The 16834-nt window shown below is 58.0% G+C and carries 18 protein-coding genes; 7 read left to right on the forward strand and 11 right to left on the reverse strand.

Features of this window, described 5'->3' with window-relative positions:
• Positions 1 to 25: 25 nt before the first annotated feature.
• The 4 genes from HMPREF3053_RS03805 to HMPREF3053_RS03820 form a co-directional block, all read right to left on the reverse strand.
• Positions 26 to 568 (reverse strand): DUF488 domain-containing protein, encoded by a 543-nt coding sequence (locus tag HMPREF3053_RS03805; RefSeq protein WP_049171224.1) that lies wholly within the window; start codon positions 566 to 568, stop codon positions 26 to 28.
• 189 nt (positions 569 to 757) lie between these two features.
• A complete protein-coding gene (locus tag HMPREF3053_RS03810; protein WP_049171222.1) occupies positions 758 to 2470 on the reverse strand; it encodes a SulP family inorganic anion transporter in 1713 nt (570 codons plus the stop codon).
• A gap of 285 nt (positions 2471 to 2755) precedes the next feature.
• Entirely contained in the window at positions 2756 to 3064 is a 309-nt protein-coding gene (locus tag HMPREF3053_RS03815; protein ID WP_049170660.1) for a hypothetical protein, read from the reverse strand.
• A 259-nt stretch (positions 3065 to 3323) separates the two neighbouring features.
• Positions 3324 to 3599, reverse strand: coding sequence for an amphi-Trp domain-containing protein (locus tag HMPREF3053_RS03820; RefSeq protein WP_049170663.1), 276 nt, complete (start codon positions 3597 to 3599; stop codon positions 3324 to 3326).
• Between the two features lie 372 nt (positions 3600 to 3971).
• Here HMPREF3053_RS03820 and HMPREF3053_RS03825 point away from each other — a divergent pair, with 372 nt between their 5' ends.
• Positions 3972 to 4466, forward strand: coding sequence for a 2'-5' RNA ligase family protein (locus HMPREF3053_RS03825; protein ID WP_070429177.1), 495 nt, complete (start codon positions 3972 to 3974; stop codon positions 4464 to 4466).
• Between the two features lie 47 nt (positions 4467 to 4513).
• Here the strand turns inward: HMPREF3053_RS03825 and HMPREF3053_RS03830 are convergent, their stop codons facing one another.
• From HMPREF3053_RS03830 to HMPREF3053_RS03850, 5 genes are all read right to left on the reverse strand, one after another.
• Positions 4514 to 5398, reverse strand: coding sequence for a hypothetical protein (locus HMPREF3053_RS03830; RefSeq protein WP_070429176.1), 885 nt, complete (start codon positions 5396 to 5398; stop codon positions 4514 to 4516).
• Between the two features lie 146 nt (positions 5399 to 5544).
• A complete protein-coding gene (locus HMPREF3053_RS03835) occupies positions 5545 to 6786 on the reverse strand; it encodes an MFS transporter (RefSeq protein ID WP_070429175.1) in 1242 nt (413 codons plus the stop codon).
• A gap of 51 nt (positions 6787 to 6837) precedes the next feature.
• Entirely contained in the window at positions 6838 to 7362 is a 525-nt protein-coding gene (locus HMPREF3053_RS03840; RefSeq protein ID WP_005510587.1) for a CBS domain-containing protein, read from the reverse strand.
• 295 nt (positions 7363 to 7657) lie between these two features.
• A complete protein-coding gene (locus tag HMPREF3053_RS03845; RefSeq protein WP_070546084.1) occupies positions 7658 to 8530 on the reverse strand; it encodes a patatin-like phospholipase family protein in 873 nt (290 codons plus the stop codon).
• Between the two features lie 98 nt (positions 8531 to 8628).
• Complete coding sequence (locus tag HMPREF3053_RS03850) at positions 8629 to 9879, reverse strand: glutaminase (protein ID WP_070767296.1); 1251 nt, start codon at positions 9877 to 9879, stop codon at positions 8629 to 8631.
• A gap of 152 nt (positions 9880 to 10031) precedes the next feature.
• Between HMPREF3053_RS03850 and HMPREF3053_RS03855 the strand changes: the two genes are divergently transcribed.
• Positions 10032 to 11465, forward strand: coding sequence for a GuaB1 family IMP dehydrogenase-related protein (locus HMPREF3053_RS03855; protein ID WP_070438731.1), 1434 nt, complete (start codon positions 10032 to 10034; stop codon positions 11463 to 11465).
• 80 nt (positions 11466 to 11545) lie between these two features.
• A complete protein-coding gene (locus HMPREF3053_RS03860) occupies positions 11546 to 12082 on the forward strand; it encodes a YchJ family protein (RefSeq protein ID WP_308314140.1) in 537 nt (178 codons plus the stop codon).
• Positions 12083 to 12094: 12 nt separating this feature from the next.
• Here HMPREF3053_RS03860 and HMPREF3053_RS03865 read toward each other — a convergent pair whose 3' ends face one another.
• Entirely contained in the window at positions 12095 to 13072 is a 978-nt protein-coding gene (locus tag HMPREF3053_RS03865; RefSeq protein WP_070642068.1) for a DUF808 domain-containing protein, read from the reverse strand.
• A 171-nt stretch (positions 13073 to 13243) separates the two neighbouring features.
• On the opposite strand from HMPREF3053_RS03865, the gene HMPREF3053_RS03870 reads away from it, so the two are divergent.
• Positions 13244 to 13951, forward strand: coding sequence for an isochorismatase family protein (locus HMPREF3053_RS03870; RefSeq protein ID WP_070438728.1), 708 nt, complete (start codon positions 13244 to 13246; stop codon positions 13949 to 13951).
• Between the two features lie 62 nt (positions 13952 to 14013).
• Here the strand turns inward: HMPREF3053_RS03870 and HMPREF3053_RS03875 are convergent, their stop codons facing one another.
• On the reverse strand, positions 14014 to 14568 hold the full coding sequence (locus HMPREF3053_RS03875) for a gamma carbonic anhydrase family protein (protein WP_005510604.1): 555 nt from the start codon (positions 14566 to 14568) through the stop codon (positions 14014 to 14016).
• 106 nt (positions 14569 to 14674) lie between these two features.
• Between HMPREF3053_RS03875 and HMPREF3053_RS03880 the strand changes: the two genes are divergently transcribed.
• From HMPREF3053_RS03880 to HMPREF3053_RS03890, 3 genes are all read left to right on the forward strand, one after another.
• Positions 14675 to 14998 (forward strand): putative quinol monooxygenase, encoded by a 324-nt coding sequence (locus HMPREF3053_RS03880; RefSeq protein ID WP_070767297.1) that lies wholly within the window; start codon positions 14675 to 14677, stop codon positions 14996 to 14998.
• Positions 14998 to 15615, forward strand: coding sequence for a hypothetical protein (locus tag HMPREF3053_RS03885; protein ID WP_070767298.1), 618 nt, complete (start codon positions 14998 to 15000; stop codon positions 15613 to 15615). The genes HMPREF3053_RS03880 and HMPREF3053_RS03885 overlap by 1 nt, the downstream gene beginning before the upstream one ends.
• 185 nt (positions 15616 to 15800) lie before the next feature.
• Positions 15801 to 16667, forward strand: a complete 867-nt coding sequence (locus HMPREF3053_RS03890) for a 3-hydroxybutyryl-CoA dehydrogenase (RefSeq protein ID WP_070602923.1) — start codon at positions 15801 to 15803, stop codon at positions 16665 to 16667.
• Positions 16668 to 16834: the final 167 nt, after the last annotated feature.

The raw sequence follows: 16834 nt of genomic DNA on the forward strand, positions 1-16834 counted from the left end.
CACCCACTGGCCTCTGGTGTACGCGCTAGCCCCGCTCGGGGTAGCGCACGAGGAGATCGTTGCCGATGACTGCGCCGTCGTTGAGCGTTGCCTCGCTCACCTTCGCCCCGGCTGCACCCAGACCCATAATGTGGCCAACCTCGTCACCGTGGGCGATGAGGTGGTCGGCGATGATACGCCGGTGGCAGCGCCACCACACCGCCTCGGCGCACATGATTGCGGTGGGGGTTTCCGCGGCGTTCGCCCGTAGCTGCGAGATTGCGTCGGAGAACTCCTCGCCCAGCGCATGGTCGGCGTAATTGTGGAAGCTGCGGTTACGCCAGTTGCCGTTAACCTCAAACGGCACCGAGTGGGACACGTTGCGCCGCCCGGTGAGGCCCTCGCTTCTGCTGTAAGTGATGCCACATGTAGGAAGGTGTTCGGCAAGGTAGTCGCCGTTGAACCACGGGTACTTCCTGGATCCGGGCAGCTTGCGCACATCCACGATGGATGCCACACCGGCAGCTTTGATCATTTCAGCGAAGTCCTCGAACTCGAGGTTGGAGTGGCCCACGGTGAAAATGCGCATGTCGCCAATGCTACGCGCCAAGCGGTTACCCCCACATCGGCTTCACGAATGAGAAGGTGACTTTGCAACGACACGTCGTGGAGTTTAAGTGCAACGTGTAAAGGTTTTTCAAGCATCGCGCGATGGGGACGTGGACCCACGATTGCAGGGTCGACTGCGACGGAGTGACCATTGTCTGGCTCAGCCAAGCTATTGACTCTGCGATGCTGCGGATGTGCCATCAGACTCTTCGTGCTGAATGCGTGAGGCATGCAGTCGGGCGTGGGCGATGGCGTCAGGGGTGTTGTCGAAGACGTGATTCTCGTGTGCAAGCTGGTCGAATACGCCGAGTTCGCGCAACACCGGAATATGTTCGGGCTTCGTGGCTGCGAGCAGGACTCTGGTACCGCGGCGTTCGAGGCGCCCGATTGTGTCGGCGAGCATCTGGGCGCCGGTGGCATCGATCGTCGTGACGTAGCGCATGCGGAGTACGACAACCTTGACCGACGAGGCATCAGCGAGCTCGAGGAGGAAATCGTGCGCTGCGCCAAAGAAGAGAGGGCCTTCCATACGGAAGGCGGCGATGTGCTCGTCGAGGAGCTCGCGTTCCTTGTCGCGGTGGTCCCCCTCGTCTAGTGGGGCGGCTTCCAACACCGCAGTGCGGGCGGTCTCGCGCAGTGCGAAGAAGCCCGCCATTACAAGGCCGATGAGTACGGCGACGACAAGGTCGAACACGACGGTGGCGGCAGCTGTGATGAGCAGGGTCGCCCCGTCGCCCTTGGTGGCGCGTATCACCGAGCGGAGGTTCCGCGGGTGGATCATCTGAATCGCAGTGGCGATGAGCACGCCGGCGAGCGCGGCGAGAGGAATCTCGCCCACCCACCGGGCCGCGACGAGCACGGCCACGAGCAGGAGCAGCGAATGGAACACCGCTGCCAGGCGTGTGCCTGCGCCTGCACGCACGTTGACGGCAGTTCGGGCAATCGCGGCGGTTGCGGGAATCCCGCCGAACAGGGGCGCGACGACGTTGGCCACGCCCTGCCCGAAGAGTTCGCGGTCGGGATCGTGCCGGTCGCCGACAGTCATTGCGTCGGCAACCGTCGCAGACAGCAACGATTCCAGCGCACCGAGAGCTGCGACGGCGACCGCTGCAAACAGCAATGAATCCAGGTGCTCCCACGGAATCTCTGGCCAGCGCGGAGCAGGCAATGTCGACGGGATGTAGCCGATTGTCTTCAGGCCGCTGTCTGCCAGCATGTTGATGGCTGTCGCTGCAGCTACCAACACTAGCGCCGCGGGGAAGCCACTACGGACGCGCGCAGCAAGCACGATTCCAGCCGCTACTGCAAGGGTCATCACGGGCGCCTGCCATGCCGGAGCATCTAACCAAGCATTGATTGAGCCCCACGCCAACCCGAGGACTTTCTCGCCCTCCACGTCAACACCAAGTGCTGCAGGCAGCTGTTGTAAGCCGATGATTAACGCAATACCGGCGGTGAAACCTTCGACGACAGGTAGTGGCATGTACTTCATCGCGCGGCCAGCGCCGGTGAACGCCAGTACGAGCAGCATGAGCCCTGCCAGCACGCCGACGACGAGAACCCCATCGGCACCATGGTTGGCCACGATGGGGATTAACACGACGGTCATTGCGCCGGTCGGGCCGCTTACTTGGACGTTACTACCGCCGAAGATCGCGGCCAGGATACCCGCAACGATGGCCGTCGTAATTCCGGCCGCCGCGCCGACACCGGACGCAACGCCGAAGCCGAGCGCGAGAGGGAGTGCGACGAGGGCCACCATGAGGCCTGCCGAGAGGTCGCGCCCAATCGTCGCGCGGGACCAGTCCGAGCGGCGCGGTGCGAAACGCAGGGCACGAGATTGGAAGCCCACCGTAGAGGCGGCGGAGGAGGGGCGGGTCATGCTACTTTCTTGCTCCTTCAGGGCTCAATGACACTCAAAGGATACACAAGGTGTCATCCTCCGACGGCCGCATTCCCGGTTCTGGCCGAGGCCTCATGTCGACGGAATAAAACTTCCTGACCTGGCGGGAGTTCGCTGGAGCGTTGTCGCGGTGCTTGGAGTGACGCGTGTGAGCCGGTGTCCGAAGAGCAGACAGCCCGGGAGAATCGGTACCAGTGCCATACAGTGCGCGACACCACTGCTCATAGGACGGGCCCGACGGCGGGCTGGGGGGGCGAGGGCCGGCTACCGGATCCGGGCTTTCGCGGCGACGAGCAGCAGGGCGGCGTGGTCGACTTCGCCGTTTTTGATCTCGCGATTGAGCTTGTGTAGCACCACGGGGCAGCGCAGGCAGCGGATGCCGGATTTGCAGCACTTCTTCTTCGGCGTCATTGCGGCCAGTTTGAAGGGGTCCTTGCCGGCGAGCTTTTTCGCGGCCTTGGCCTCGGCCTTCGAGTATTCGGGCAGGCGTAGCGAGGTCGTTGCCGCAGCCTTTTTCTTGGTTTTGGCGGCGTGCGTCTTCTTGCCCTTGTCGCCTTTCTTGCCCTTGGCCATGCGCGTTCCCTTCGTCGCGGATTTTCCCGAATTAGGTTAGCGTCACCTCATGCGATGTGGGTAGGCGTGGGTGTATGGCGGGTGTATTCGGCGTGGTGTACGACGACCGACCAGGTTGTAGAGATTCTGCGATACGTGCTTAAGGCGTAAGGCCTGCAGAATTAAGAGCCAAGACAAAGGGCGACTTCGGAAGACAATTCCGAAGTCGCCCTTTGCTTAGTCAACACTGCGCGGACCAAACCGGACAGCAACAAGCCTGCTAGGAGATTGCGAAGCCAGATGCTGGTCCTGGCTTTTCGACGGGCTCGCCAGCCTCGTCGACCATCCAGTCAATTTCCAGCTCCAGCTCGCGCTCGATGCCAGCACGCTTTCGGGAATCGACGACTTCCATCGTGGTATTAAACGATGTCGGCATGGTCATCGTCACCGTGGACTCACCAGTGCCGAGAGTCATTTCCCCGGCGCGGATGCGAGCTGCCAGCGTCTCCAGCAAATCCGCGAGCTCATCGCGGCTGAAGCTTGCCTTGCTCTTCACCAGCTTTTGATTCTTCGGGGGGTGTAATTTTTTTAGGTTTCGGTGCCATGTCCTCACTTACCTTTCCAGCCGTGTAGGTATTTGTGCAGTGTGGAGAATCGGCCGTCACTCCACACTGTCTTTGAAGATGGTCTAGAAAGCTTTCAGGAAGCCTGTCTATCCCCATTATCCCAATAAAAAGTGGTTTTTACCGGGCTAAATAACAAGAGGCTAGAAATTTCTATAGGTAGGTTATAAATTGTGGAAAATCCCTACGCTATGCTCTGGGGTGCAAGGTCCTAAGTGTCTTAGGTTAGGAGCTCTAGTAACGGCGCCCTTGGGTAGCGCCTCAAACGTGTCGACCGACAGCAATAGGGGAGGAGTAAACGTCACATGGTGTCACCCGACAACATCCTGATGTACCTTCTGCCTGAGCAAGAGGCGCAGGTTAAAGAGATATTTGTGCAACTGGCAGAGCGTGGATTCCCGCAGCAGAATCAAAAGCCCCACATCACTGTCACCTTCGCACCGACCATGAGCCCGGAGGTAATCCAACGAGCAGCCGAAATTCTCCCACCGCTGATGCCTGCGGAATTCCGCAGGGTAGGAACGGTAGTTTTCGGCACAAAGAGTAAACAGACTGTCGCATGGTTATTAGAAACAAGCGATGAGCTGGAAGAAGCCGCTCGTGAGATCAGTCGTCTTAACCCTGAAGGTCGCGGCTCCCGCTGGATTCCGCACCTGACTATGGGGCTGCGAATCCCGCGGGATATGGTTCTCGGTTACGTCCAGGCTCTTGATGAACTAACAAGCCCGCACTTCAAAACTCTTAGTGCACCACGCGCTGCGTTCTGGAGTCCCAAAGTGCAGGAATTAACGGAGTTTTAGCGCGCCGCACGCCGCAACTTTTCAAAAGCAGCGCAGCCAAGCGGCCACTAAGCGGCGTCCATAATCTTCTTTGCCTGGGCATCGAAGACCTCCAAGGCGCGCTTCTTTGCCGCTTCCTTGGACTCTGGGGTCGCCTGTGCAAGTTCCATTGGTTGTGTCGCATTTTCCGCGCCGGTTGATGGAACGTCTGGAATCGGGGCAGCGGACACCATCACCATCACGCCATTGACAACGCCGACAATGTCGTAGCTGGTGGCATCAGTATTAGTGCCACCGGAGCTAATGTCCACAACTGTCGCGTGTGCAGTGAGCTCATCTGGCTTGACGGAAAGATCCGGCTCCCACTTTTCCCGGTGCATTTTCATGGTGGTTGTCATATCCATGTCATTGAGCATCTCCTGCGCCTCAGGAGGAAGTTCCTGGCCTTCCATGGATTCGTTTACGAGGTCGGAAGCATCCATCGAAGCGGTCACCTCAGAGCACTTGTTAAGAACATCTGTGTACTCCTGGTAGGTCTGAGGGTTCTTCAATACTGAGACAGCGATGGTGACCTTTTCTGCGTCCAAGTTAGCGAAAGAACTGACAGCTCGCTCCAATTCTTCCGTTGGCTTGATGAAAGTGGCACATTCGGCCGGCTCTATATCTAAAGAATCCTCCGAAAACATCTCCATTGCGTCCTTGTACCCATTAATCCTGTTGTTGGAGAAGTCCACACCTTGAACTTCATTAGTGAGCAGGAGCTGATCTTCGGCTGCAGCTGGAGCTGACCCGTCTGCCTTTGTCATCTTGCTGGTCGACTCTTTGCCTGCCTCGCCACCGGCATTGTTGCTTTCTTCTCCCGAGCCGCATGCGGTGAGCAGGGCGGCGCTTGTACAACCTGCGACGACGGTTGTCGCAATTTTCTTCCACATTCCAGAGCTGCGCTGCTTCATGATTCCTCATTCCATCGAGCTGAATTTCAACAACCTATGCAACCTGATCAGATGTCCTGAGCCGGAGCCAATCTTTTGTGAAAGAAAGAATACAAGAGCTCGCCTCAGCACGCTTCCCAATATCAAGAATTTCAGTCGCGTCTGCTTCACGACGCTCCGTCGGACCTCACCGCAGACTGTGCAACCTTTGCCACGGGGTACGTGGATACCAACGCAATAATCGCACCGAAGATGAAAACGGGCACGAAACCGAATTTCGGTGCCGCGAAAGAAATAACAAAAGGAGCGAAGAAACCAACATAGGTCAGCGAATAGTAGATAGCAGTGGCAGCACCCAGCTCAGCAGGCGGTGCGATAATTTGCACTTCGCGGAGGCCGGAGACCATCATTACGCCGTACGCAGCACCGAGGGCCAGAGCAGCGGGGAAAACGCTCCACACATTCTGGGTGAGTACGACGATGAGGCTGAGCAGCATTCCGACCGTCGTTAAGCCAAGACCGAAAATAGCTGGTGGGATAAAGCTGCTGGAACTGATGCGAGTGACCAGTGGTTGCACCAAAACGCCGGTGCCCATCGTGATACAGGCGATGAGCCCGGCGAAGGCGATGGGGTAGCGGGATTCGGCGATTGTTGGCAGGACGACGAAGGATGTGCACGCAGCACCGAAGACCCACGGTGCCCAAGCGGCGACTGCCCACAGGAACCTCGGGCTTAGAGTGGCAGAGGAGAAGAACCGTTGCGGAGAGTCGCTGTGCCCTGCCGCCGGTAATCCGCCGGAGGCGTTCCATGTTAGTGGTGCGATAAAAAGCAGCAGTGCGAGATGAACGAGGTAGGGGATGACATCAGGGCGCGGGGTGAATTCTGCGACCAACCCGGAAGCCAGGGGGCCGAGGGAGAATCCGGCGGAGAGTGCAACGGTTGCGCGCCGGGCAGAAATTTGAGGTGCGACGGGCGCAATTTCTTTGATCCACGAGGCACCGGCGGCCATTACCATGCCCATCGAAATGCCGATGATAAGACGTCCTACCAGAAGTGATGGGAAGTGGAACCAGATGCCGGTGAGTAGGACGGCTGAGCCAACGGCAGAGGTTATGAGTGCAGGCCGGATGATGGCGCGACGGCCGAGCCGGTCGGAAAGTGGGCCGCAGATGAGTAGTGCGGGGATGAGCCCTGCGACGTAGATGGCGAAGAGAAAGGTGACCTGGGACTGGTTGAGAGCATCGGTTATTCGATACGCGGGCAAGAGTGGTGCGAAGAGGTTGGCTCCAAACGCAACCGCGAACATGCCCAGGGCTACCCGAATCCAGTCTCGTATCACGGTTGCCTCCTGAGGGCTCTCATCTGTGGGGATAGAACAGTGTGGTAACAACAATAGGCCAGCTAACAAACGCTAGCTGGCCTATTGAGTCACTCGGGTCGTCTACCCAAGTTAGTCGCCCTAGTTATTGGCGGCGCCGAAGAACGCGGTAATCGGCGAGAAGAATCCCTTGGACTTCTTTGACTTCTTAGCTGCCTTTGTCCTGCCAAGAATGCGCTCAGAGATGCGGTCGGTGAGGACACCTACCAGCTTGCCGCTGCGGACGACGGGCAGCTCGCTGAGGGGCCCGTCAATAAGCTGGCGAGCCCTGATTGCAGCTGGATCCTCGGGCTTGACAAAGACCTTCACCGGGGCGCCGACGGTGTTCATGTAGGCATCGCGGTCGGCGTACTCACGGAGTTCCTTCAGCGTAATATCGCTGGTCAGGTAGCCTTCATCGTCGACGAGGAAGACACAGGTATCGTCATCGAGACCAGCAAATTCGGCTGCGTAGGTGCTCAGTGCCTCACCGACCGTGATGTCCTCCGGCAGCGCAACGTAAGAATCCGTCATGTGCATGCTTACGGTGTCAGGCAGGAGGCTGTACGGGCTGATTGAAGACTTCGGCTTGAAGAAGTTGGCGATGGTGTTCTGTGTCTGTGTCATTGTGGATCCTTTTCCAGGTATCCCAGCTCCTTTGCTAGGAGGGAATTACTGTTGATTGAAAAATTATGGCTCCCCGCCTAAAAGTGTTGGCAATGTAATGCCGTAACTAAAGGTGGCCACTTGAGATGGAACCTTGCTTCGAGAGGCTTTCGAAACTCTCGATGAAGTGCAGGGCAGCGGCCTATGTGGATATAGGAGCCTTACCTAACGAGGTTGTTCGCTACGCAAAGGTTAACACAAGGTTACGTACACAGTAAAGAGGAATGAACGAAAAGCTTCCTAAAGGTGGCGGAAGCTATAAGCTCATGAACTCTCGAATTGCTGGCCATTCGGCATCAGCTTGCGCCCGGCCGAGCTCGTAGTTGTGCAGCAGCTTCGACCGCCTCCGCTCCGCCTTTGTGATGCTCATGTTATTGGCGTAGAAAACATATGCTTGGCCTTTTCGTTCAAGCTCAGCGGCCCAATCGAGAGAAGCGTTGTAGCGCTCGTGTCTAGTGATAAGCAGCTCAGCCACCACCGGGTTACTGCGGAAAATCTGGCGCAGTAGCTGTGGGCGCTTAGGGGCGGTGCGACGGAATCCTTTCGGGCGAGTCAGGACGATGAGGAACTTCTTGAAACCATCTGCTTCGGCGGCATTAATGGGAATGCCACCTGATGATCCCAGTGCACCGTCGACGAACGGAACGCCATCAATATAGGGCATACGCATGACACCCGGAATCGTCGAACTGGCGCGAGTGTACTTCATCAGCGTAGGTAGATCTGGGATATCGTCCGGCCCCCAGTTGATGGTCTCGCCCGTATCCGCTCGGACAGCAGAAATCCGGTAGGGAGTTGGATTGTTCTTAAAAGTCTCGTAATCCAGGGGCATGGCGCCGTCGGGAAGTCCCGCGTCTTCATAGATGTACTCGGCATCGAAATAGCCGCGTCCGCGCAACATTGGGCGCCAGCCACTGCTGTCCGGCTGCGCGATGAAGTCAGTGAAGCTATTTATAGAGCGCTGGATATCCCGGGAAAGGTAATTGACCACGTGAGAGGCGCCGGCGCTTACGCCACCGACCCAGCCGACATCGATGCTCTCGCGAAGTAGCCGCTCGACGAAAGGTGCCGTGTAACTATTGCGAGTCCCTCCGCCCTCGAAGACTAATGCCACATCGCTGACCTGCATTTACATCCCTCCGGTTGTTCTCGCGCTGCTGCCTTTCGGGCGTTACGATCGTTCAAGACTACCCGAACGTCACCATATTGGATTTCGGTTAGCGCAGTTTACGGCGCATCCTGGAGGATGACTGGCAGCAGCCCCTCGCCCATATCTGGGTTCGGCAGTACGCCCTCCGGGTCGTAGAACAAGATCTCCTTGCCCTCGTGGCTCAGACGTCGCATCGCTTCCAGAATCAACGTGCGTCCCACCGGGTTGACAATGCCAACGCGGCTGACGTCGAAGACAACTTCGCTTTCCGACGGTGTGGAAGTCGCCAACCTGTTGAGAACAATCTCGGCCGCAGTGAAGTTGACGGGGCCCTGAATCTCGATGATCGAGCAGCCATTGCTGACGCGTGTACCGCGCAGCGCACGCGAACCAATCGCATCGGCATCCATGAGATGAAGACCCAAATCTTCGGAGAGCTTCCGGAAGATGGCAATGCTGCGGACGCTATTGCCGTGGTCGTTCAATCGCGGCGAAAAGGCTGCGAGCCCCGCCTGTCCAGGCAGCGCTCCCAGCAAGCCGCCGGCGACACCGCTCTTGGCGGGAATCCCGACGTCGGTAAACCACTCACCGGCCTCGTCGTACATGCCGGCAATAGCCATCACGGACAAGACTCTGCGAACAACCGAGCGGCCGAGCACAGTCTGATTGGTAACCGGGTTAACGCCACCGTTGGCCAACACTGCGGTCATCATGGCGACATCGCGAGTGTTGACCAGCACGGAGCACTGTGCGGTGTAGCCGCGGACAGCATCGTGGGGCGTGGTTTCGATGAAACCGTAAGCTGCCAGCATATGTGCGATGGACATGTTTCGATGGGCAGTGTCCATTTCGCATTCATAGGCATCGTAGTCAACGCGAAGCTTACGGCCAGCCAAAGTCGAGAGAAGCTCCACCATGTGCTTCGTGCGAGTCTTCCAGTTGGCACCTGGCTGGCATACGAACTGGTTGATGGCCAGTGCGCCGACATTAATCATCGGATTTTTTGGTCGGTGCGTGCCCTGCTCCAGCGACAGCTCGTTGAAAGCCTCACCGGAAGGTTCGGTGCCCACAATGCTGTCGATTTTGTCTGTGCCGTGCTCGGTGATGGCTGCGGCATAAGCGAAGGGCTTGGACATCGACTGAATGGTGAATTCAGTATCGGTGTCGCCAGCGGTATAGGTGCGCCCTGACACGGTGGTCATAGCAAGCGCGAGGCGGTCGGGATTAGCTTGGGCAAGGGTGGGAATATAGTCCGCTACCTCGCCAGACTCATCGGGGCGGACGGATTCGACGATTTCGGACAAGTAATCTTTGATCGGCGTTTTCATCAGATTCTGCTAAGCATCTTTCCTGGGCTGAAAAATCCCGGTTGAGTCAATGGAGTCCCGTTCGAACCTACACCAGGCGAGGTCAGCCACTGATGCTCACCTCTGTGCACTCTCACCGTGCGCGCCGGAAAAATCGGCATATCCTGGGGTGTGTGAAATTCCTCAACAATCAGTCCGCGCCCTACGAGTTGACCTACAGCGATGTCTTCATGGTGCCGTCAAAGTCATCCGTCGGCTCTCGCATGGGTGTCGATTTAGCCACCGATGATGGCACCGGCACAACCATTCCGATTGTCGTCTCCAATATGACGGCCATCTCCGGTCGCCGGATGGCCGAAACCACCGCTCGCCGAGGCGGAATTGCCATCCTGCCGCAGGACGTCCCAGCTGACATTGCTGCTGAGACCATCCGCAAGGTCAAGTCCGCTGGGCTGGTTTTCGACACTCCAATCGTCGTCAAGCCTCACCACACCGCGGGGTATGCGCGCCATCTTCTGCCGAAGCGCGCGCACGGTGCGGCAGTGGTGGTGGAAGACAACAAACCGGTTGGTCTGATTACCGGCCGTGATCTGGCGGGCGTTGACAACTTTGCGCAGGTGGGGACGCTCATGTCCACTTCGCTATTTACGCTTCCGGCCGATATTGAGCCCCGTGACGCTTTCGACCAGCTCACCGCATCCGGGCGCAAACTCGCTCCGGTGGTGGATGCCGATGGCGCGCTGGTGGGTATCCTCACGCGTAAAGGCGCGCTGCGGGCGACGCTTTACAAGCCGGCTGTCGACGCGGAGGGCAAGCTGCGCGTCGGTGCGGCGCTTGGCATCAACGGTGATGTTGAAGGGCGCGCGAAGACACTGCTCGACGCAGGTGCCGACGTGCTCGTTGTCGATACCGCCCACGGTCATCAGGAATCGATGCTCCGTGCTTTACGACGAGTCCGCGCGCTCAACCCACCTGTGCCAATTGCCGCTGGCAATGTCGTGACCGCCAATGGTGTTCGCGACCTAGCGGAGGCGGGAGCCGACATTATTAAGGTCGGCGTCGGTCCGGGTGCGATGTGCACAACCCGAATGCAGACCGGAGTTGGGCGTCCACAGTTTTCTGCCGTGCTCGAATGCGCTGCAGCTGCCCGTGAATGCGGCGTGCATGTCTGGGCTGATGGTGGAGTGAAGGACCCTCGCGATGTTGCGCTTGCGTTGGCTGCGGGTGCGTCCAACGTGATGATTGGTTCGTGGTTTGCCGGTACCTTCGAGTCCCCAGGTGATGTCCAAAAGGACGTCGACGGGCGCATGTTCAAGGAGTCGTTTGGCATGGCTTCACACCGTGCGGTGGAGAGCCGAAATGCACAGGTAGAGGCCTTTGAGAAGGCCCGGCGCGAGATGTTCGAAGAGGGCATCTCGACTGCGAAAATCTACCTGGAGCCAGGCCGCGAAGGCGTGGAGGACCAGATCGATCGCATTATCTCGGGCGTACGTTCTTCGTTCACATACGCGGGTTCGGCCACCATCGAGCAGTTCGCTGAGCGGGCAGTGGTGGGAATTCAATCCGCTGCGGGCTTTGCGGAAGGAATGCCGAGGGCGACGCGGTAGCCGTCGTCAAGCCTCTCGGGGCTAAGCCGACTAGCGGTGCTGCGGGCCAATTGGTAGGTATGTAAAGACGTTGTTAGGACGTGTTTAGTACCACGTGCAAGATTGGGGAGGGGCTGGCGATTATGGGTCGGCAGGTAAGAGAAAACAGTGCTGTAACGGAGTCTGGATTGGTAGCAGGAAACGGTGCTAGAGCAGGAAGCGGGAACGCATTTTTCGCCCGCGCCCGCGTTACTGATTCCGATTTGTGCCCGTGTGGTGGGGGACTCTACGGGCAGTGCTGTGGCCCGCTGCACCGCGGTGAGCGGGAGGCAGTGACCGCAGCTGAGCTGATGGCCGCGAGGTACAGCGCTTACGCTGCCCACGAGGCGGACTACATCTGGCGGACGTGGCATCCGCGCTACCGCCCGGAAGTTATCAATGTCGATGACAGTGTGGAATGGGAAGGACTCACCATCATCAACGCTGTCGATGGTGGCGAGGATGACCGCGAAGGCATCGTGGAATTTGAAGCGGCCTTTCATGACCATGACGGTGTCGGCACGATGCACGAGCGTTCTCGTTTTGTTCGTCGTGCGCGACGTTGGGTCTACGTCGACGGCGAGGTCACGTACTCCTAAGCGTCAGACTTGTTAGGCAGAGGCCTCCGCTGCATTTTCCTCGTCAGACTTGTTGTGCTTGCCGTGGCCGAATGGCAGCACGGCGACAATCGCCACAATGATTGCTCCCCAGATGGCGCCGAAAATCAGTGAGCCGGTGGTGTTGGCCAACCAGCCGAGGAAGCCACCGGTAAACAGCTGCTCAAGGTTGTGGACCAGCTGGTAGGGGAGGTGCCAGCCCAGCTCGTCGAGGCCGACCACCATGATGTGGCCACCGACCCACAGCATGGCAAACGTGCCGATAATACCGATTGTGTTCAAAACGATTGGCATGGCTTTGACCAGCGCCGCACCAAACTTGCTGATACCGGCTGACTTCTTGGACTGCAGGTGCAGGCCAATATCATCAATCTTGACCAAGAAGCCCACCACGCCGTAGACCGCAAGCGTGATGATGAGTGCGACCACAATAAGAATCAGCGCGCGGTTGAGCAGTGGCTGATCAGCGACCTCATTGAGAGAAATCACCATGATTTCCGCAGAGAGAATCAAGTCTGTGAAAATTGCAGACTTCACCAGGGAATCTTCATTCTGTGGTGTGCGGTTGGTCGCCGCCTCCATCCGCTCCTGCTCAGTCTGATCGGGAGAGATTCGGTGCTTAATCTTCTCCCAGACCTTTTCCATGCCCTCAAAGCACAGGTAGGAGCCGCCGAGCATCAAAATCGGCGTCAGCGCCCAGGGCAGAAACTGACTTAGCAGCAATGCAATCGGCAGAATAATGACAATTTTATTGACCAAGGAGCCCTTGGCGATACGCCAAATAATCGGCAGCTCGCGTTTCGGCGAGACACCCTCGACGAATTTAGGCGTTACCGCAGCGTCGTCAACCACAACACCGGCGGCTTTAGCGCTAGCTTTGCCGGCCGCAGCCGCAATATCGTCTGTTGTTGCCGCTGCAGCACGTGCAATCGTGGCAACGTCGTCAAGCAGCGCGACAAGTCCGCCTGCCATAAAAACCTCCCGTATTGGAGGACGCGACCAGGAGCCGTCGTCGTATCAAAGAATTACCGGAGCAATTTTAACCGCTTTCCCGGATTGACTCTGTGTTGTCGCTAGGGCGTCGATATCCTGTCGATAGTTCACGTGCTCCTCTGAACGTGGGCACGTGGCAAGATATAGGCCATGAACGCTTCCTTCTCCGAAATCTACCGACAGGTCAATGCGGACAACTCGGACAACGCTGGCACCGGGGCAGACACCAGCAACGACGCCCACTCCGAGGAACAACAGCGCCCGGCGCGCCCCCGCATGGCACTGGTAGTCGTCGACGCTCAGAATGATTTTTCCGCGGGTGGCGCACTTGCCGTCGACGGTGCTGAGGCAGCGTACACCGCTACATATCTGCATGTTGCGGGCACAGCGAATAAGTACTCGGTTCTTGCGACCACCCGTGACAATCACATCGACCCAGGCACGCACTTCTCTGAAACCCCGGATTTCGTCGATACCTGGCCGAAACACTGTGTTGCAGGTACCCCGGGCGCAGAGATTCACCCCGGCATGCAGCGCGCCATCGCGTTTTTTGAGCAGCTCAACCCCGCTGCTGTGCGTATCGATGTCACAAAAGGGGAGTACGCCGCCGCCTACTCCGGTTTCGAGGGAACAACGGAGGCTGGCGTTTCGCTTGCCGACGCTCTCCGCGCCTCTGACATCGAAGAAATCGATGTGGTGGGAGTTGCGACTGACCACTGCGTCCGCGCCACAGTGCTCGATGGCCTCAAGGAGGGCTTTTCCGTTCGTGTTCTGAGCAATCAGGTCGCGGCGGTGGACCCGGAGCGCGGCAAGGCTGCACTAGCGGAATTGGCCGCGGCGGGCGCGACAGTGGTGTAGTGCTGCGACACTGACCGTCAAACAATCCGCCTAGCCGCTTAGCTAGGCGCCTCGGCAGCCGCCTAGTTAAAAGTCACCATATCCAGGTCGACCTCGCGGAGGTGGCGGTGGTTGGACGCTGTTTCCACATAACGCCCTGCATGGGCGATGAAGCCCTCTGCTTCCTCGGCGGAGAGTTCACGACGCACCTTGGCGGGAACGCCTGCAGCCAGCGACCTGGGGTCGATAATCTGATCTTCCAACACCACGGCACCTGCAGCAATGAGGCTGCCAGCGCCGATACGGGAACGCGAAAGCAGGGTGGACTTCATGCCGATGAGGCAACCATTTTCAACCGTGGTGCCGTGGACCAAGGCCATGTGTCCGACGGTGACATCATCGCCGAGAATTGTGGGCACACCTCGGTCGACATGGACTGTGGAGTTGTCCTGAATATTGGTGCGCTGGCCGATGCGGATCGGTGCGACGTCTCCTCGGAGAACAGAACCGTAGAACACGGAGCTATCCGCACCGATTTCGACATCACCGATAATGACCGCGCCGGGCGCAATCCAGGCGCTGGAATGAATGCGTGGGGTCTTATCTTGGTAGGTGAGAATGAGCGGAGTGTTCATCATACAAACCAATATAACTGTCACCTGAGGTCAGCGTAAGAAAAATTCTCAGCGAAACTCTATTCGTCGAAGGGTGCAATTCTGCTTGGACGCGCCTACAGTGGGCGACATGATTTTTATCGTTGTGAATTACCAAGTTAAGTCGGAATTTGCCGACGAATGGATGGACCACGTCGCTGAGTTCACCGCTGCCACCCGCGCAGAGGCTGGCAACAAGTGGTTTGAATGGTCCCGCAGCGTAGAAGACCCCAACCAGTACATCCTCGTCGAGGCATTCGATGATGACGCTGGTGAAGCCCACGTCAATTCCGAGCACTTCGCCAAGGGCCTGGAGGCGATGAAGCCGCTGCTCGCTGAGACCCCGAAGATTGTCTCGCAGGTACTGCCAGATAAGCAGGACTGGGATCGCATGGGCGAGCTGCAGGTCGACTAATGTCCTCAGACACCATTCGCGATAGCGCAGCCGCTTCCAGCAGGGAGACCTATTCTCTGATTGGGCGTGGCCTGCGTATTGGCTCCGCTGTGCTGGCCTCTGCTCTCGTCGTTGGTCTCAGTGCTTGTGGGGATAGCGATGAGGCAGCCCTGGAGGGTAGCCAAAATCAGTCAAGCCAGGAGCAGAGTGCTGTTGCCTCCACTGCTGCCATTCGGGATAACTTGGCTCAGCTGGCGGCAGATACTGCGGCGCTGAAGAAAGCATCGCAGACACTAATTGCAAAGGAATCGGTCTCGGAAGAGACTCGAAAGATTGCGCAGCAGGCGGAGCCAATCTTTGCTGAAGAGGAAGCGCAGCTAGTCAAGACTCTCGGCGTCGATGTTGATCCGTCGGAGACCAAGCTCGACACCGCCACCATGACTCGCCTCGAGAACGAGGAGGGGCCACACGCAGATATGGCTTATCTGACGTTGATGGAAGGCAGCCTGGATAAGATGCTCGGACAGTGGGAAGAGCTGGAAAAGCATGGCGGAAACGACCTGAAAGAGTTGGCACGCTCTTCTCAGCAGCAGCTGGAAGATATTCAGCAGGCGCTGGAAAAACGTATGCAGTACTAGCCGCTGCCCAAAGCTCGTGGGGGGAAATTCAAGTAAAAAGTCCTGCAAAGCGTGCCCGGGGAACCGGGGAAGTGAGTAGCGTGTAAATAAAGCCAGTGCGCTGTGATCGTCGTCAAGCGAATGCGCACTCGGATGAAGCACAATGCTGGCTAATAACCCAGAGTAGAAGGTAGGAAAACACGCCAATGGCAAATAGTATCTCGCGAGTAGGTATCGTCGGCGCCGGTCAGATGGGCTCCGGAATTATTGAGGTCTGTGCGAAGGCCGGTAGCGATGTCAAGGTCTGGGAGGCCAAGGAGGAGTTCCTTGAGTCCGGCCGCGCCCGTATTGAAAAGTCGCTGGATAAGGCCGTTTCCCGTGGCAAGCTAGAGCAGTCTGCACGTGATGAGATTCTGGGACGTATTAGCTTCACCACCAAGCTGGAAGGCTTCGCTGACCGTGAGCTGGTCATCGAGGCCATCGTGGAGAACCCGGAAGTAAAGGCCAGCGTATTCTCGCAGCTCGATGAGATTGTTGAGTCGGAAGATGCCATCCTGGCTTCCAACACCTCCTCGCTGCCGATTCAGTCCATTGCTGCAGCTACCAAGCGCCCGGAGCGCGTCATGGGTCTGCACTTCTTCAACCCGGTTCCGGTTCTGCCTCTGGTAGAGCATGTCGTTACTCTGACGACCGGTGATGTTCAGTCGGAGCGTGCGTACGAGTACGCTTCCGAGGCGCTGGGCAAGACCGTCATTCGCGCTAAGGATCGCTCGGGCTTCATTGTTAACGCCCTGCTGGTTCCGTACATCCTCGGCGCTATTCGCATGCTGCAGGACGGCATTGCTACTGCAGAAGACATCGATGCCGGAATGGTCAATGGCTGTGCGCACCCGATGGGTCCGCTGACTCTGGCCGACATGGTTGGTCTGGACACCATCAAGTTCATTGCCGATGCCATGTTCGATGAGTACAAGGAGCCGACTTACGCGGCACCTCCGCTGCTCAAGCGCATGGTTGAGGCGGGTCACTTCGGCCGCAAGTCCGGCCGTGGCTTCTACGACTACTCCAAGTAGTCCACGCTTTTAGCCCCGTTTGGGGCGAGTATTGAGTTCTTACCGGTTGACGGGCGTTTATCCCGCCAACCGGTTTCTTTTATGCATTTATCAGTGAAAACCCGGAGTCTGATGGGGAAAGCTCCCACGATCGGCGCTAGCATTTTGAAAACTTGTTTCTTTTCAAC

Source organism: Corynebacterium sp. HMSC064E07 (assembly GCF_001815745.1).
GTDB lineage: Bacteria > Actinomycetota > Actinomycetes > Mycobacteriales > Mycobacteriaceae > Corynebacterium > Corynebacterium jeikeium_D.

Bases quoted from the DNA above. Each gene is read 5' to 3' on its own strand.
- HMPREF3053_RS03845 (WP_070546084.1), bottom strand. From the start codon at position 8,530: ATGCAGGTCAGCGATGTGGCATTAGTCTTCGAGGGCGGAGGGACTCGC.
- HMPREF3053_RS03825 (WP_070429177.1), top strand. From the start codon at position 3,972: ATGGTGTCACCCGACAACATCCTGATGTACCTTCTGCCTGAGCAAGAG.
- HMPREF3053_RS03865 (WP_070642068.1), bottom strand. From the start codon at position 13,072: ATGGCAGGCGGACTTGTCGCGCTGCTTGACGACGTTGCCACGATTGCA.
- HMPREF3053_RS03830 (WP_070429176.1), bottom strand. From the start codon at position 5,398: ATGAAGCAGCGCAGCTCTGGAATGTGGAAGAAAATTGCGACAACCGTC.
- HMPREF3053_RS03880 (WP_070767297.1), top strand. From the start codon at position 14,675: ATGATTTTTATCGTTGTGAATTACCAAGTTAAGTCGGAATTTGCCGAC.
- HMPREF3053_RS03870 (WP_070438728.1), top strand. From the start codon at position 13,244: ATGAACGCTTCCTTCTCCGAAATCTACCGACAGGTCAATGCGGACAAC.
- HMPREF3053_RS03810 (WP_049171222.1), bottom strand. From the start codon at position 2,470: ATGACCCGCCCCTCCTCCGCCGCCTCTACGGTGGGCTTCCAATCTCGT.
- HMPREF3053_RS03850 (WP_070767296.1), bottom strand. From the start codon at position 9,879: ATGAAAACGCCGATCAAAGATTACTTGTCCGAAATCGTCGAATCCGTC.
- HMPREF3053_RS03815 (WP_049170660.1), bottom strand. From the start codon at position 3,064: ATGGCCAAGGGCAAGAAAGGCGACAAGGGCAAGAAGACGCACGCCGCC.
- HMPREF3053_RS03840 (WP_005510587.1), bottom strand. From the start codon at position 7,362: ATGACACAGACACAGAACACCATCGCCAACTTCTTCAAGCCGAAGTCT.
- HMPREF3053_RS03885 (WP_070767298.1), top strand. From the start codon at position 14,998: ATGTCCTCAGACACCATTCGCGATAGCGCAGCCGCTTCCAGCAGGGAG.
- HMPREF3053_RS03805 (WP_049171224.1), bottom strand. From the start codon at position 568: ATGCGCATTTTCACCGTGGGCCACTCCAACCTCGAGTTCGAGGACTTC.
- HMPREF3053_RS03890 (WP_070602923.1), top strand. From the start codon at position 15,801: ATGGCAAATAGTATCTCGCGAGTAGGTATCGTCGGCGCCGGTCAGATG.
- HMPREF3053_RS03875 (WP_005510604.1), bottom strand. From the start codon at position 14,568: ATGATGAACACTCCGCTCATTCTCACCTACCAAGATAAGACCCCACGC.